The sequence below is a fragment of the Elusimicrobiota bacterium genome (assembly GCA_026388155.1).
In the GTDB taxonomy this organism is placed as follows: Bacteria; Elusimicrobiota; Elusimicrobia; order Elusimicrobiales; family UBA9959; genus UBA9634.
Window position 1 is genome coordinate 113902 of sequence record JAPLKI010000007.1, and the last position, 15472, is coordinate 129373.

Annotated in this window: 21 protein-coding genes; 11 read left to right on the plus strand and 10 right to left on the minus strand. The window is 52.3% G+C overall.

The annotated features are described in order from the left end of the window. Nucleotides 1-65 precede the first annotated feature (65 nt). The 4 genes from pglZ (at nt 66) to NTX59_02875 (ending at nt 6790) form a co-directional block, all read left to right on the plus strand. Nucleotides 66-2411 carry a BREX-1 system phosphatase PglZ type B gene (pglZ, locus tag NTX59_02860; protein MCX5784606.1) on the plus strand — a complete coding sequence of 782 codons (2346 nt, stop codon included), beginning with the start codon at nt 66-68 and terminating at the stop codon, nt 2409-2411. A 3-nt stretch (nt 2412-2414) separates the two neighbouring features. Further along, nucleotides 2415-4463, plus strand: coding sequence for a BREX system Lon protease-like protein BrxL (gene brxL, locus NTX59_02865; GenBank protein MCX5784607.1), 2049 nt, complete (start codon nt 2415-2417; stop codon nt 4461-4463). 64 nt (nt 4464-4527) lie between these two features. After that, a complete protein-coding gene (locus tag NTX59_02870; protein ID MCX5784608.1) occupies nt 4528-4848 on the plus strand; it encodes a hypothetical protein in 321 nt (106 codons plus the stop codon). Between the two features lie 16 nt (nt 4849-4864). After that, nucleotides 4865-6790 carry a hypothetical protein gene (locus tag NTX59_02875; GenBank protein ID MCX5784609.1) on the plus strand — a complete coding sequence of 642 codons (1926 nt, stop codon included), beginning with the start codon at nt 4865-4867 and terminating at the stop codon, nt 6788-6790. A 10-nt stretch (nt 6791-6800) separates the two neighbouring features. On the opposite strand, the gene NTX59_02880 is transcribed toward NTX59_02875, so the two are convergent. The 10 genes from NTX59_02880 to NTX59_02925 form a co-directional block, all read right to left on the minus strand. Then, nucleotides 6801-7682, minus strand: a complete 882-nt coding sequence (locus NTX59_02880) for a tyrosine recombinase (GenBank protein ID MCX5784610.1) — start codon at nt 7680-7682, stop codon at nt 6801-6803. 8 nt (nt 7683-7690) lie between these two features. Further along, entirely contained in the window at nt 7691-8134 is a 444-nt protein-coding gene (locus tag NTX59_02885; GenBank protein MCX5784611.1) for a hypothetical protein, read from the minus strand. Beyond that, a complete protein-coding gene (locus NTX59_02890; GenBank protein MCX5784612.1) occupies nt 8121-8351 on the minus strand; it encodes a hypothetical protein in 231 nt (76 codons plus the stop codon). Before NTX59_02890 ends, NTX59_02885 begins: the two co-directional genes overlap by 14 nt. Then, nucleotides 8348-8521, minus strand: coding sequence for a hypothetical protein (locus NTX59_02895; GenBank protein ID MCX5784613.1), 174 nt, complete (start codon nt 8519-8521; stop codon nt 8348-8350). The genes NTX59_02890 and NTX59_02895 overlap by 4 nt, the downstream gene beginning before the upstream one ends. After that, nucleotides 8518-8769, minus strand: a complete 252-nt coding sequence (locus tag NTX59_02900; GenBank protein ID MCX5784614.1) for a hypothetical protein — start codon at nt 8767-8769, stop codon at nt 8518-8520. The genes NTX59_02895 and NTX59_02900 overlap by 4 nt, the downstream gene beginning before the upstream one ends. Before the next feature lie 26 nt (nt 8770-8795). Further along, nucleotides 8796-8999 (minus strand): hypothetical protein, encoded by a 204-nt coding sequence (locus NTX59_02905; protein MCX5784615.1) that lies wholly within the window; start codon nt 8997-8999, stop codon nt 8796-8798. Continuing rightward, nucleotides 8996-9331 carry a hypothetical protein gene (locus NTX59_02910; GenBank protein MCX5784616.1) on the minus strand — a complete coding sequence of 112 codons (336 nt, stop codon included), beginning with the start codon at nt 9329-9331 and terminating at the stop codon, nt 8996-8998. Before NTX59_02910 ends, NTX59_02905 begins: the two co-directional genes overlap by 4 nt. Before the next feature lie 18 nt (nt 9332-9349). Beyond that, nucleotides 9350-9562 (minus strand): hypothetical protein, encoded by a 213-nt coding sequence (locus NTX59_02915; protein ID MCX5784617.1) that lies wholly within the window; start codon nt 9560-9562, stop codon nt 9350-9352. After that, nucleotides 9559-9789 (minus strand): hypothetical protein, encoded by a 231-nt coding sequence (locus tag NTX59_02920; GenBank protein MCX5784618.1) that lies wholly within the window; start codon nt 9787-9789, stop codon nt 9559-9561. Before NTX59_02920 ends, NTX59_02915 begins: the two co-directional genes overlap by 4 nt. A 126-nt stretch (nt 9790-9915) precedes the next feature. Continuing rightward, complete coding sequence (locus NTX59_02925; GenBank protein MCX5784619.1) at nt 9916-10101, minus strand: hypothetical protein; 186 nt, start codon at nt 10099-10101, stop codon at nt 9916-9918. Nucleotides 10102-10225: 124 nt separating this feature from the next. Here NTX59_02925 and NTX59_02930 point away from each other — a divergent pair, with 124 nt between their 5' ends. The 7 genes from NTX59_02930 (at nt 10226) to NTX59_02960 (ending at nt 15070) form a co-directional block, all read left to right on the plus strand. Then, nucleotides 10226-10507: a hypothetical protein gene (locus tag NTX59_02930; GenBank protein MCX5784620.1), complete on the plus strand. Its 282-nt coding sequence runs from the start codon at nt 10226-10228 to the stop codon at nt 10505-10507. 77 nt (nt 10508-10584) lie between these two features. Beyond that, nucleotides 10585-11637: a hypothetical protein gene (locus tag NTX59_02935; protein ID MCX5784621.1), complete on the plus strand. Its 1053-nt coding sequence runs from the start codon at nt 10585-10587 to the stop codon at nt 11635-11637. A 23-nt stretch (nt 11638-11660) separates the two neighbouring features. Beyond that, nucleotides 11661-12545, plus strand: coding sequence for a metal ABC transporter substrate-binding protein (locus NTX59_02940; GenBank protein MCX5784622.1), 885 nt, complete (start codon nt 11661-11663; stop codon nt 12543-12545). Between the two features lie 2 nt (nt 12546-12547). After that, nucleotides 12548-13393: a metal ABC transporter permease gene (locus NTX59_02945; GenBank protein MCX5784623.1), complete on the plus strand. Its 846-nt coding sequence runs from the start codon at nt 12548-12550 to the stop codon at nt 13391-13393. Nucleotides 13394-13584: 191 nt separating this feature from the next. Then, a complete protein-coding gene (locus NTX59_02950; GenBank protein ID MCX5784624.1) occupies nt 13585-14286 on the plus strand; it encodes a sulfite exporter TauE/SafE family protein in 702 nt (233 codons plus the stop codon). Nucleotides 14287-14289: 3 nt separating this feature from the next. Beyond that, nucleotides 14290-14715: an arsenate reductase ArsC gene (locus tag NTX59_02955; protein ID MCX5784625.1), complete on the plus strand. Its 426-nt coding sequence runs from the start codon at nt 14290-14292 to the stop codon at nt 14713-14715. 22 nt (nt 14716-14737) lie between these two features. Further along, a complete protein-coding gene (locus tag NTX59_02960; protein ID MCX5784626.1) occupies nt 14738-15070 on the plus strand; it encodes a CGGC domain-containing protein in 333 nt (110 codons plus the stop codon). Nucleotides 15071-15472 lie beyond the last annotated feature (402 nt).

Consider the following 15472-nt stretch of genomic DNA (forward strand, 5'->3'; position numbering starts at 1 on the left):
AATAACATTACACTTGCTTTCTGCCTCGTAAAACTATAGAAGTGTGACAGTCTATAATTTAACTTATGACTCAAACTGAACGAGAACATACAACGCTCATTGAGGCCCTGCAAAAGTCCCTTTCAAATGCAGGACGCAATGCCCCTGGCGAAGTCCAGCCTGTCGCTATACTCTGGCCGGATGCTGATGGCCAATGGCAACCGCTTGTTGAGCAGCTACGCCGCACAATGCCGGAATTACTGGTGTATGGGGCATACACTCCGGAACAACGCCAAGGACCGGCCATCTGGTTGCGCTGCATAATAGAGCGTGCATTGGCCGCACCGGCTCTCCCTGAAAAAAGAATTCCAATAGTCTACATGCCAAAGATTACCAGGCAGATATTGCGTGCCGTAGATGAATGCCCTGAAAGCCTCCGGCCACTGGTGGAGTTGCAATACCGTGGTGTTACTTGGTGTCAGCGCAATGGCAGGGACTGGACCGTTGAAGCGTTTCTGGTTTCAGAAGAAAGTGGTCTTGGCCTTGATGTGGCCAAAGATGATTCAACCCGCCGCGCTATGCGCGGATCGCTGCCGCAGCTGGCTGTTACTTCATTATTGCGCCTTCGTGGCAAACGACTTGAAGCCGAGGATTTTGACAAGTTGATGGTTGAAGACACTCCGCGAAACCTTCTTGAATGGCTCAGTGAGCCAAGGGAAGCGCGGGAACGCTGGGACCACGCACGATGGACCGCTTTCTGTTCAAGATGTAAAGCGGAATACGGTTTTGACCCTGAACGCGATGGCGAGATTGTGGCCGGCGAGAAGCTCGGCTTACTGGAAGATGCTTGGACAGGAGTTTGGGATCGGTTTGTCGAGGCACCATCCCTATACCCTGGGATTCCAAGTCTCCTGCGCAAAGCCAAGCCTGCTATCCTGACCTTCAAGAAAGAAACCTGGCCAGATGAGAATGACACCGCTGAAAATAATTTGCGAGAAGCATTATGCGAATTCACCAATCTTCCGCCAGCCGAAGCCCGAACAACCCTCACGAAGTTGGAGATCGAACATGCCCCAAGACGGCAATGGGTGTGGACACAGCTTGGGATGAGCCCTCTGGCAAAATCTCTAGAGTACTTGACCACATTATCAGAACGCACCGTGTCATCGCTAGGGGGGGACTCCCCAAAAACGATGGCAGACTTATACGCGCAGGGGGCCTATTTGGCAGATGATTCAGTGCTTCGCGCTCTGGCTGAAGTCCGTAGTGCCGAGGACTGGCGCGCTGTCTCTGCCGTGATTCACGCGATCTACATGCCATGGTTGCAGGATGCTGCCGAACATTTCCAGAAACTTGTCGCGGCAAATCCGCTTCCCACTCATGATAACCAGACCGATGAGATAATAGCAGAATCGGGAACATGCATCCTCTTCGTAGATGGTTTGCGCTTTGATTTAGGAGTCCGTCTCTCACAACTATCGCAGGAGCACAAACTCCGAATAACTCAAAACCGGCGGTGGGCGGCTCTTCCTACCGTAACGGCCACGGCAAAACCGGCTGTTTCACCAATACATAAAAAGATCGTGGGGCATCGCTTGGCTGCCGATTTTGCTCCAGAAATTCAAGATGCCGGTCAGCCTCTTATCTCATCACGGTTCAAGGATATGGTTATTGGAATGGGGTTCCAGTGGCTCTCTGAAACTGAAATTGGAAAACCTTTTAATGCGGATGCCAAGGCCTGGACAGAGTACGGAGAGTTCGACAAACTCGGTCACACCATGCAGGCCAAACTCGCAACCCAAGTCAGCAATCATTTGGAACTTCTTATAAATCGAATTGACTCGCTGATTGACGCCGGCTGGAAACAGGTGCGCGTTGTCACCGATCACGGCTGGCTTATGGTTCCCAGCGGTTTGCCTTCAATGGTTCTTCCTAAATACTTGGTGGAAAGCCGCTGGTCCAGATGTGCAACCATTAAACCGGAAGCGCATGTGCCGACACCGATGTCCCATTGGTATTGGAACACTTCCGAGGTCTTTGCATATGCATCAGGGGCACATTGTTTCGGTAATGGCATACAATATGCTCACGGTGGAATCAGCATCCAGGAATGTCTGCTCCCCGATTTGATTTTTCAAGGCGACGCGGCGGTGCCTGACTCTGTGTCGCGAATTGTTGACGTGCAGTGGGTAAAGATGCGATGCCGGGTGGTGGTAGAGCCCTTTACGGCCGGCATGACCGTAGATATCAGGACCAAAGCAAGCGATGCCGCTTCAAGCTTGGCTTCACCCAAACCAGTTGACAGCGATGGACGTGCTGGGTTATTGATAGAGGATGATACGATTGAAGGGACAACAGCTAGTGTGGTTCTTTTGGACGTTTCCGGTCGGGTTATGGCTAAGCGCCCGACAATTATTGGCGGCGAGGATTAATTTATGGAACTGGACAAATTAGATAAGTTAGCAGCCTCATCTTTTGAGGGGTTCATGGTGCGCAAAGATCTGGTCCGGCGTTATAGCCGGCAGTATCCAATCCCAACATATGTGGTTGAATTTTTGCTCGGCAGATACTGCGCCACCGTAAATGAAACCGAAATCGCCGAAGGGCTCAAGGTCGTAGAACGTCAACTCATGGATAAAACAGTTCGCACTGGTCAGGAAGAACTGTTTAAGGCTCGGGCAAGGGAAAAGGGTTCTGTAAAAATTATCGATATCGTAAAAGCCCGCCTTGACCCCAAAAATGATTGCTTTCTGGCGGAGCTGCCAAGTGTGCAGATTAAAGATGTGCGGATTGATGACCGGCTGGTCCACGAACACGAGAGGATGTTGACCGATGGGTTCTACGCTGAGGTTACACTCTCCTATGATGCCGCTATCGCTCAGGAACAAAACGGTCGTCCTTTCGCCATACTAAGTCTTCGAGCCATCCAGCTCTCACAATCCGATGTCTTGAGTATTCTCGCTAAGGGTAGGGCGCAGTTCACAACCGAAGAATGGCGGGACCTCCTTATACGTTCCATCGGATTAGAGCCAGACACATTGTCTGATCGTGCAAAATGGGTCACCCTTCTGCGAATGATTCCCTTTGTAGAAAGGAACTATAACCTAGTGGAGCTCGGCCCCAGGGGAACCGGAAAGAGCCATCTTTTTCAGCAAATATCACCTTACTCTCATCTGATTTCGGGCGGTAAGGCCACCGTGGCAAAGATGTTCGTCAACAACGCCAGCGGACAGCGTGGCCTAGTCTGCCACTACGACGTAGTCTGCTTTGATGAAATCGCCGGGATTTCCTTTGACCAGAAAGACGGCGTCAACATTATGAAAGGCTATATGGCCTCCGGTGAATTCTCTCGCGGTAAGGAAAGCATACGGGCTGCCGGCAGCATCGTTTTGGTGGGGAACTTGGACGTAGATGTAGAACAGCAACAGCGGGTCGGACACCTCCTCGGCCCCTTGCCCCCGGAAATCCGTGGCGACACAGCTTTTATGGACCGCTTACATGCATATGTGCCAGGATGGGACTTCCCAAAACTCAATCCACATGAGCACCTGACAAACCATTTCGGCCTGGTCAGCGACTTTTTATCCGAATGCTGGTCCAAACTACGTGAAACAAGCAGAGTTTCCAGCATCCAAGGGCGCGTAAACTGGGGCGGCGCTTTGAGCGGTCGCGATATCGAAGCCGCGACCAAAACTGTTAACGGTCTCATCAAGCTTCTATTCCCTGACCCCAACGTCCCAGTTCCGAGCGAGGAACTGGAAAAGATCGTCCGCCAGGCACTGGAGTGCCGGCGGCGGGTAAAGGAACAGCAAAAGCGCATCTTAAAATCGGAATTCCGCAACACCCACTTCAGCTACTTCATGGGCGTGGAGGGTGTAGAGCAGTTCGTTATGACGCCTGAGTTGCACAGTGAAGACCGCATCGACAGCGATCCTTTGCCCCCTGGCCAGGTATGGACGATCAGTCCAGGTGGACAGGACGTATCCCCAGGCCTCTACCGCATTGAATCCACAGTTGGCCCCGGTAGTGGGGTGAAGATTCTCAACGCCCCGGTCCCGCCGGCGTTCCGCGAGAGCGTACGTTATGGCGAACAAAATCTTTATACCCGGGCGAAAGATTTGGTCGGCGATAGAGATCCACGATCCCACGAGTTTTCAATACAACTACGAGCACTGGATAATGATCATTCAGGAACAGGACTAGGATTGGCGGTGCTTCTGTCGCTTTGTGGCGGCCTTTTAGAGCGAAGCAATAAAGGTGGCCTCATCATCGTCGGAGCTCTCAATCTGGGCGGTTCCGTAGAAATGGTGCCAAACCCAGTAGCAATAGCCGAGCTCGCTGTAGAGAAGGGAGCTACATCCCTCTTGATGCCAATATCGGCGCGCAAGCAGCTCTTTAACCTGTCCGACGACATGGCAACCAAGATCAGCATCGAGTTCTACTCGGACTTGTCTGACGCGCTTCTGAAGGCGCTGGTGGAATAATTCATCAGGCGGTGAAGATTTTGATTTGCATTCGAAAGTCTTGGGATAGTGCAAGGAGACATATATGTCATTAGAAATTCCGCCCGCTTCATTGGAAAACGTGCAGTCTACTCTTCAAGACCAGACAAAACTGGTTTACCTCATAGTTGGCGATGCATCATCTGAGGCTTGGACCATTGCTCTCGCCGCTGAACAAGAGTTGGCCGGCGTTGCAGCCATACGTTTTACCACCCGCGATGATGCACAAAATTGGATTAATCAGGCTGGAATGGTTGCCGCAACCTCTAATTGGGCCGGCAAAATTATTACACTGCTCAATCTCTCCCAGGCGGAAGATAAAGATTTTGTACTGACGGCCATAGATCGCGATTCCAGAGTGGCATGAAACTTAGGAAAACCTTATGACCTATCGTCTATTATCAATTGCCTGCTTGGCCATCACCTTATCGGGTGTGAAATTTGTTCAAGCTGAAGAACTTGCAAAAGCAGGGGGGACAAAGTTCAGTATTACTGAACTTGCTGAAGATGGATCATATCACATCGACCTCCGTCGTTCTAATGTGTCTATCGACGCTCGAAGCCGCATTGTTCTTGATTTCGATAGCACTCAGCTGGGAAAGTCCGCGAATCAAGACAGATGGGATCATCTCCAAGCAGTTCTGGAGAATATTAAGGAGCTTGCATCACAGCGGACCACTGCCATATCGGCTCTAATCGCGGCCCAAGGCTCTGGCGATATAAAGATTAAGGAAGCACAGAAACTGGCCCAAGACTACAACGGCAAGTATCTAGAATTTAGAGCCAGCATTAAGAAAATACTTGGCGAGGAAATATTTAAGCAAATAGACCAAGCTGCAAATAAACGGGCTCGTGATGGCCGCGGCGGTTTTTTACCAGAACTTGCGGACTGGACCTCTAAGGAACTGGAATCCCTTACTCCTTCGTCAACCGATATTACAGAAAAGGCATCAGAAGTCCTAGTTGAGGTTGCTGCCTTTTTGGAACCTGCCGGGCAGGACCGCAAGCCCATTCATGTCGAGAATTACGATCAAATTCCAGAGGGAATCTTAAGCCCACTACCGCGTACCGGTCTCCAGATGACTTCGGAAGAACAAGCCAAACTCAATCAGGACCTGGAATATGCCAGACAAGCATCACAGTCTATCCAAGAGATTCGACGAGAGAAAGATTCCTTAGTGCACGAATTGTTGGGATTTAGAGGGCAACTAAAAGATCGTATACATCAGTCATTGACTGCGGCAGAACAACAAGCACTACGCCTACAAAAACATATCGAAGCCATTACCACCGACAGTGCCGATAGGAAAACCGAACTTTTGGCCGCTGTGCCAGCCCTATCAGCGACAAATGCGTCGCTTGCACAAGTTTTCTCCTCTATCCAAGAGTTAAAGGATGAACTCTCTAACTTGGAGAAACTTAGGAGCTATGACATCTGCTCTGGAATCGGGACAACGTCAACTATTTTCTCATCCACCCACGTCATCACTGTATTGGGGGCTTTGGATGGAAACCTGAAAACAGTGCAGTCTCAAATCCCATCCATAACAGACCAGATTGCTGATGGGATAAAAACATTGGCCGCCGATCAACAGGAAGCTATCACATCGGAGATTAACTCTCTTAAAACAGACCTTGCTAATCAAACTATAGGAGCCTTTGCACAACTGACTCAAACATTACCAGCGACGACAGAAATGCTGAGAACCTGGGGAAAAATATTTGTGGACGCAAGGGAGCAGGCACAAGCCAGCAATACACTTGATCAGCATTCAGTTCCACTTATTCAACGAAAGATTAACGACCTAATACCCGCCACAGTTGATCTTCGTCGCTCAGGAGTCAAAAACGGTGACTATCTTACTTTTAAGGTTCGTGTCCGAAATACCAGCAATGTTCTTTTAGAGGAAAAGACCTATGTTTTTCAGATTGGATCTAAAGGGCTATATCGAGAATACACTGGTCAACTTCTTTTCTCCGCACCGACTACGGGTCCGAACAAAAACCAATTTCAGGCCAATGCCGGCGCACTCGTAACATGGAAATATGGTTATCGTCAACCGAAAGGTTTTAAGAATTTTATGGATTGGTTGAATCCCGGCATTGGCATCCATGCGGCCTCTATGCACCAAGGAACCGCTACAGTTGAGGTCGGAACTGGCGTTGCATTCAGTCTATGGGATGATATTATTACCGGCGGTTATGGTTGGAATCTTGGTGTTACCAAGGACCGTCATTATGTTTTCATCGGCATCGGGATTTTAGATCTTCTCGACAAAATGACCAAGACCACTCTGCCAAAGCAATAGTTCTCATGTATTAGAACCTGGGATGTGTTTTCTGGCAGGAATCCTGTAATAGTTTCGCGGTAACATGAGCATAGCGTTGTGTGGTAGTCACCGAGCTATGCCCCAGTAGTTCCTGAATAACCCGCAAATCTGCCCCACCCTCCAGCATATGCGTCGCGCAGCTGTGCCGTAGCTGGTGGGGGGTAACCCGCCCCGATAAACCTGCCCGGCGCGCGGTGGCGGCAAACTTCCATGCAAATCCTCCCCGCGTTATCGCTCCACAGCCTTTGGCGTTGAGGAATATAGCATCCGGCACCGCCGGGAATCTGGCTGACCGGACAGCAAGATAGCGGCTCAGGGCGGTTGCGGCGCGCTGGCCGAACGGCACCAGCCTCTCCTTTGAGCCCTTGCCCATCACCCGCACCCAGCCGCCTTTCAGATCCACCTGCCCCAATTTCAGGCCGACCAACTCCGAAACCCGCATTCCTGTGGCATACATGAGCTCAAACATGGCGTGGTCCCGCAGGGCCGCGAACTTGGCCACCGTTGGCGGGCGAAGCAGCCTTTCAACGCCCTCAGCATCTAGCGGTTGGGGAATTCGCTGCTTAAAGCGGGGAAGGCGCATCCCTGCGGTAGGATCGGCACCGGCATGGCCAGCCTGCGCCAAATACCGATGGAACTGCCGCACAGCCAGCGCGGCGATGAACAGCGAGGCCGACTTAAGACCGTCGCCCTTGCGGCGGTCCAGGTAGTCCATAACGTCGCCCCTGGCGGCCGAGGCTGGCCCCCGACCGCCAGATCGCATGAAGGCGGCGTACCTCTCCAGCTGATACCTGTAGGACAGGCAGGTATTCGGGGATAGGCCCCGTTCCACCCGGAGATGCCGCATGAACTCGTCCAAGAGGGCGTCCATAGCCGCCCTCAGCCCTTCTTCTGGACGACTTTTACCCGCTTCTTGTCGTCCTTTACCACTTGCCAGCCCTTACGGGTATAGCTCACCATGCGCGCTCGCACATTGGCGGCCAGGTCCTTGCCCTTGCCCGCCTCCCCGGCCTTCTTGGCCAGTTCTGCGGCTATTTCAGCCACAGTCTTGCCCCCGGCCAGCAGGAACGGGTCTATTATGGCCGACAGCGAGCCAGACTTCTTCGCCTTGGCCTTGCCGTTGACCTTAAGAAGCACTTTGGAGTCCTTGCCGATGCCCTTTTCGTCATATGGCTTGAGCTCGTAGTCGCCGTTTACCATCGTGAACGTGCCGGTCGTCTTCAGTTTGATGAGGATTTTTCCGTTTTTCGGCCCCATTACTGTAACCGGGATGCCCGTCCTGGAGAGATACACACCACCCACCTTCGCTTCATTTGCTTTCATGGCTTTGCCTCCTGGGGCGCATGGCCCCGATTACCTTTGCCTTCTCCCGGGCGTCCGCCCGGCTCTGGTTGAACTCGTAAACGCCGTGGTGGACGCCGCCTCTGACCGCCGCTTCTACTTCGTCGCGCCGGAAGCCCAACTGCAGAGCCCGGCGGACCTGATCCGCGACCAGGTCTGTCAGCAAGGCATCCAGCACGTCATCCTTGGGTATGTTCATCCGCGTTCCTCCTTGATTTCGCCGCCGGTCCGGCCCGGAGCCGGCCGGTTTCGCTTTTTTTCCAGCCGCCGCAGAACTTCCTGCGCCCCTTTTTTGTAGACGGCCAGGCATATCAGTTCGCCGCCGTCCGCGTAAACCGCCCAATACCTGCCCCGCTTTTCTATTTTCATTTTGATTCATCCCACACGGGCCACATGCATATATTCGCCTTTTCATCCTGGGCAATATCGTATTCCTTCCCGCAGGCGACGCAAGTCACTCGGCTTTCATCGTTGTAATCCCAGCCCTCAGAGTAGTCAGCTGCCTTATCGTCATACTCCGGGCCGTCCGCTGTTATCTCGCAGGGAACGCCCCGCAGCACCAGCGTTATCTTTTGGGCCTTGAATTGTTTACTTCCGCACGCGCATTGTATGTTCATCTTTGCTCGCCTCCTGTCGCCCGGCCTCATATTTCCTTAAAGGCGGCCAGGATTCGCTTAGCATCCTTCTCCGCTTCGCCGCGGCCCGTGTAAAGCGCGTGGATATCGTCCTCGCTGAGCCCGCCCCGGAACTGCCGGGCCAGCCCCTTGGCGTCGGCCTCAAAGCAGATATCCGCAAGAACGCTCTCCGGACCGGGCTTCGTCACCACCCAGAACTTCGTGATTTTCATTTCGCATCTCCTTTATGTGTCATTACCGCGTTAAAATGGGCAACCAGAAAGTCTGCGGCCAGATGATTGTTGCCGCCAATGTGCCAATCCGTGTTCTTCTCTGGGGCGAGGGGGGATTTATAGTCGTATAAGGTGAATGGCATGCCGTTGATGCGGCCATACCACTCTGCCTTGATTTTGCCGTCACTGGACAGACCCGCCTGCGGCTGGCCGAACACGAGCAAAAGGTCGTCGTAGCGGGTTCCGTCCGGCATGTATCCCATGCAACCTGTCCCGCGATCCTTGCGGACGCCCATTTCCAGCTTCGTTTCCAACGTTATCGTTATATTCATCCTGTCCTCCTTAAAATCTTAGGCGCGGGGGAAATATTCGGCCAGCGCGGGAACGGCGCGGTATTCGTTTAACAGCTTGGCTGCCGCTTTTGCGGCGCGCACGAGCTGTGTCCGCGACTGCCAGTCCAGCGTGGAGTGGAAGATATCGTTCCGCATGATGTCTTCAATGTATTCCGCATCCTTTCCACTGGCCGCCGTCGCTTCGATAATAATCTGTTTATAAACACTCATAGCCGCCGCCCGTTCTTGACCGCTTTGACCACGGTCGGAATATCACCATCTACCCGTGTTCCCAAGGCCGTAACATCTTCGATAAACAGTTCATCTTCCACCGCCAGGTTGTCCCACTGCACAAACACTTCCTGGCCCGCAGTGCGAACCACCGTTCCGGTATATTTGCCGCCCCATTTAGCGTCGCGCACCCGGTCCCCCTTTCTGATTTTCTTTGTATTCTTCATAGTGCTTTTCCTCCTTTCTCCGTCGGCCGCCCGTCGGCATGATCATGATCTACAAGGTTTCTTCGAAGAAAGCAAGGCCTTTCTTCGTCGGGCGGACTGCCCAAATCCGCCTGGTATTGTGACGCTTTACCGCCTTTTCGCCTCGCCTATAAATCCCTGGATTTTTCGCGCATAAGGCAGGAATCCTTCTTGGGGTTTATGGCGCAGCTTCCACAATAGTAAACTGTCGAAACCGTCGTAATCGATTCTTCCGTCTGAATAGACCCTTATCCAAAACTCTGTAATTAAAACTTGCCTCTGTTTGTTTTTCATATAGCCTCCGAGTATATGAACACACTTACCTTCTTCCCTATGCAGGAATCAAGGCGAAACACCGAAGTCTCTCTGCTATTTCTTTTTTTCGCGGAAAAGGTATACAATATTCCAGATGGATGCCATGAAGACTAATCTTGCCGGGACAAAAACACTTAAGAGCCTGATAGCTGTCGTTCTGACGATGGTTTTTCTGGCCGCTGTTCCGCTTCATCATCATGCCGACGGAAAGGTCCATGACGGCGACTGTCAGTTATGTGCGGTCACGAACCATGCGCTGCTGCCTGATGTGGGCTCTGTCGCGGCGGTAATTTTTATTCTGCTGTTTGCGGTAATCCTTTGCGAGACGGTCATACCCTCAGTCCGAAAGGATATCCCGCATCTTCGCGGTCCTCCCGTATTCTGAACATAACTTCAAGTTAGTGCGCTATTCCGTATCCAACCGGGATGCCGCATATATCCCATAATTCAAGGAGAATGTTCATGTTTAGAATACGTTCTATTTTTTCAGTTGTTTCATTGTTGCTTCTTTTGTCCCCTGCATTTCTTTGCGCCGGAGTAATCAATCCTGACATTTCTGTCCTCGGGCAGATCATTTATAAATACCACGATGACAAAACTGCCACGGATGCCCGCAAGCCGACGCTTGACCTGGGCGAAACGGAATTGGTGTTTGATTCCTACCTGAACCCCTACGCGAAAGGAACTTTCGTGTTTACCGTGGGAGATGACGGATTGGGAACGGAGGAGGCGTATATCGACGTAATAAAAGGCCTGCCGGACGGGCTTGCGGTTCGGGGCGGGAAATACCGTCTCGGATTCGGTAAGTTGAACCCCGCTCATCCGCACGCTTATTCGTTCATTGAGGCGCCGAGGGTCATGTCAGCCATGCTTCCAGGTTCGGACGGGTTTAACGATATCGGTACGCGCGCATCGTATTTCCTGCCGCTTTCATGGGCCTCCGACATTACAGCGGACGTTCTTAAAGGCGTGTCGTTCCACCCGGACGAAACAAATGCGGCTGCTGGCTGGTTGGCACATTGGAACAACTCGCTGCTTATCGGAGAAACGACACCGCTGGATATCGGCGTTTCCGCGACCCAGGGGACAAATAATGTTGAATGGGGGACAAAGACGGCGGTTTACGGCATGGATATTAAGGCCAAGATTCCGATCTCGAGTCTGACCAATCTCACGTTGCAGGGCGAGTACTTCTACAACAACAGCAGTGTCGTTGTGGATACCACCACCGGCGACACCAGCCATATGGGCAGGCAGGGCTTTTACGCTTTCGCCGACCTGAAATTCAAACAAAGGTGGAACGCAGGCGTCATCTACGACCAGTATAATCCTCCGGAGAACAAGAACCTGACCAACAGGGCTGTAAAAGGGTTTGTTGGATACTCGCTGCTTGAAGAAACGACCCTGCTCCGGCTTACATGTGAGCGTTTTAAGCCCGAAAACTCCCCGGCTGTCCACACCGTGATGTTCCAGGTGTTGTTCAGCATGGGGCCGCATAAAGCGCATCAGTTCTAACTGTGTATACAAAAGGAGACATTATGAGAAAGTATTTTATTCTTCTGGCTGTTGTAGTGTTCGCCGGTATCATGCCTTTGTCTGCCGCGCCGATAAAGATCGCGGCGGCTTTGCCGGACCTTGGCTCCATAGCGTCATATATCGGCGGCGACAAGGTGGATGTGTTCACGATAGGCAGGAACAATGCGAACCCACACGCAGTGGAGGTGCTGCCGTCATATATGATAAAGGTCTCCCGCGCGGCCATATACCTGAAGGTCGGGCTTGCGCTGGACCAATGGTCCGACGCCATAATGGACGGCTCGCGCAATAATAAACTGATGAAAGTCGATTGCTCCAACGGCGTAGCGGTCCTCCAGAAGCCGACCGGAAAAGTTGATGCCTCGCTGGGCGATGTGCATCCGGAGGGGAATCCGCATTATTGGCTGGACCCGGCGAACGGCGTAATAGTCGCCGGAAACGTGCTTGCCGCGTTGACTAAGGCCGACCCGGAGAACGGTCCGTATTATGAAAAGAATTACGAGCGTTTCCGGGACGAAACGGGTAAGCGCATGGCCGGCTGGAAAGACGCGCTGGCGAACGTGCCGGGGAAAAGAATCATAGGCTACCATTCTTCCTGGGTTTATTTCGCTTCGGCGTTCGGCCTGTCGGTGGTGGGGAACGTAGAGCCTCTGCCCGGCATCCCGCCTACGGCGAAACATCTGGCGGAACTTGTCGACATGATTAAAAGAGACGGAATAGCGGTCCTCCTGCAGGAAATGTATTTTCCGGACAATGCGCCGCAGTTCCTGGCAAGAGAGACCGGAATAAAGGTCTATAAGTTCTCTCCCTCCTGCGATAACGTAAAGCCTGATTCATATTTCAGACATTTTGACGAGATCACGGGACGGATACAGGGAGGTAAATAGGCATGCTGATGTTCCAGTATCACTTCGCGACGATAGCACTCCTGGTTTGTCTTATCCTGACAGGCATACATACGTATATGGGCTATCATGTGGTCAGAAGGGGCGTTATTTTCGTGGACCTGTCTTTGGCGCAGGTGGCGGCATTGGGATCGAGCGTGGCCATTCTTCTGGGCTGGGGCGAACAGTTCCCGGTCCGGAATTACCTGATGTCGCTTTCCTTCACGCTTATAGGTGCGCTGTTGTTCGTGGTGTTCCGCAGTAAGCGTGAAAAAGTCCCTATAGAGGCACTGATAGGCATCACCTACGCCGGGTCCATCGCCCTGTCGCTGATAGTGCTGGAGCACGCCGCCACCGGCACCGAGGAAATAAAGGAGATGCTCACAGGGTCGCTTCTTACGGTCTCGCCGAAAGAAGTGGCGTTTATAGCCGTGCTGTATTCCGCGATAGGGATCATCCACTGGCTGGCCAGGAAACAGCTGTTGTTGGTAACGGAGGCGCCGGATAAGGCGCGGGACAAAGGGATGAAACTCTGGTGGTGGGACTTCGTCTTTTACGCCACCTTCGGCATGATAGTGACCTCATCGGTGAAGGTCGCGGGAGTCCTGCTGGTATTCGCCTTTCTCATTATTCCGGCCGTCGCTGCAATGACCACGGTGGAGGGCACATCCCGGCGGATAATGTTCGGCTGGTTGTTCGGGATCATAGGCTGTTTCAGCGGTCTTGAATTATCGCTGAGGCTGGACTGGTCCACCGGGCCGACTATCGTAACGGCTTTCCTTGTTTTGCTTATAGGCGTCTGGCTGACAAGGACGGCGGTTACGGCTTTTACTAAACCGGGAAGAGCATGATGGCGTAAAATTCGGGAACCGCTGTATGTGTCGTGGATATAATTCAGGACACATTACAGCGGTTTCGTAGGATTTCATCTCATGCTCCGTGAGCAAATAATTGAATTGCCTCTCATGCCGGTCAAGAAAGAATGACAGTGTCGCCGAAGAAAAGCTAACATTGAAGTATCAATTGCGCTTCGGAGGGATTGATGGATATTAAGGTTTTGGCGCTTACAGCCGCTTCTGTCGGCTTCTTCCATACCTTGCTCGGACCGGATCATTATGTGCCTTTTATCGCAATGGCCAAGGCCAGAAACTGGTCCTACCTAAAAACCGGCGTTATAACTTTCGTCTGCGGCCTGGGCCATGTCGGAAGTTCGGTATTGCTGGGCTTTGCCGGTGTCTATATCGGCGCGAAAGTTACCAGCCTGGAAAAAATAGAATCATTTCGTGGCGGCCTCGCTGGATGGCTGCTGGTAATATTCGGCCTGCTGTATTTTGTTTGGGGGCTTAAGAAAGCATATTCAGGCCGGGAACATGTGCACTCGCACGATCACGGCGGTTTCCGGCATGTTCACACCCATTCCCATGCGGATGAGCACGCGCATGTCCATGATACGGGAAAAGTGAATATAACTCCCTGGATATTGTTCACGATTTTTGTTTTCGGCCCCTGTGAACCTCTTATCCCACTGATTATATATCCGGCGGCAAAAAACAGCATGAGCGGCGTAATCGCCGTGACAGCGGTTTTCTCACTGTGCACAATCTCGACGATGATGGTCATGGTTTTAGCGGCTTTGCGGGGTATTGAACTACTGCCGGTTCAAAAGGTAGAGAGGTATTCGCATGCTCTCGCCGGTTTCGCGATTTTGATGTGCGGAGTAGCCGTTACCTTCATGGGGCTGTAATCAATGAAAAAAGTCCTTTTTCTGTGTACCGGAAACTCCTGCCGCAGCCAGATGGCGGAAGGCTGGGCACGGCATTTGCATGGAGATAAGCTGGAAGCTTATTCGGCTGGAGTCACCCCGCAAGGGATTCATCCGTTCACTGTGCAGGTTATGAAAGAAGCGGGCGTCGATATAGCCACTCAAAGTTCAAAACATATCCGCGTGCTGAAGGATGTAAATTTTGATTATGTTATTACCCTTTGTGATAGCGCGCGTGAGAGCTGCCCACTTTTTCCCGGAAGAACCAAGGTGCTGCACTATGATTTTGACGATCCCGCCTCTGCGCGGGGGAGCGAGACCGAAATGGTTGCAGTTTTCAGGCGAGTGCGCGACCAGATACATGATTTCATAGCGGCGTTGCCTGCATCTCTGAATATCAAAGGACAATAGCCGACGAGAAGGAAGGAACAGTATGACAAAAATAGGAATTATCCGGTGTCAACAAACAGAAGATATGTGCCCCGGAAGCACTGACTTCAAAGTCGCCCAGGAGGGCAAGTGCGCTTTTGAGCAGACTGGGCCGGTCGAGATCATCGGCTTTGTTTCCTGTGGCGGATGCCCAGGCAAGAAAGCGGTCACCAGGGCCAAAATGATGGTGGAACGCGGAGCGCAGATTATTGTGTTCGCCTCGTGCATCAAGAATGGCAACCCGATAGGCTTTCCATGCCCGCACTCCGCCAAGATGATAGAGACCGTGACTAAAAAGCTGGGGGCTGAGGTGAAGGTGCTGGATTGGACGCATTGATACCTGGGAAAGAGGCGAGATACCGCCCCTCATAGTCCGCTCCGACAAGGCGACTGAACGCCTCTTTCTGCCGTTCAAAATCGTGGATTACAGTAATGCTCCGGAGCGTGCGCTTCGATATAGGGCACCTATGGGAGGTCGGCGGTAAGGCCATGATACACTCCTGAATCTCGGGTGCGAGCCGGAGCAGATTAAGCCGACGGAGCAGCTCAAAGCGGGTGATTCCCAGTTCCTTGGCCAGGACGATTTTAGTGAGCCCCGGAGTTTTATCCAGCCGTTCTTTAAGTTGCCGGGCATCCAGCAAGTCCCGCTGGATTCTAGGCGGGCGGGGGGCCCGGCGGCGGTGATCCCGTGCAATCTGGGCCTCTTCCGGGAAAAGTATGCGTTTTTGACCGTTTGGAC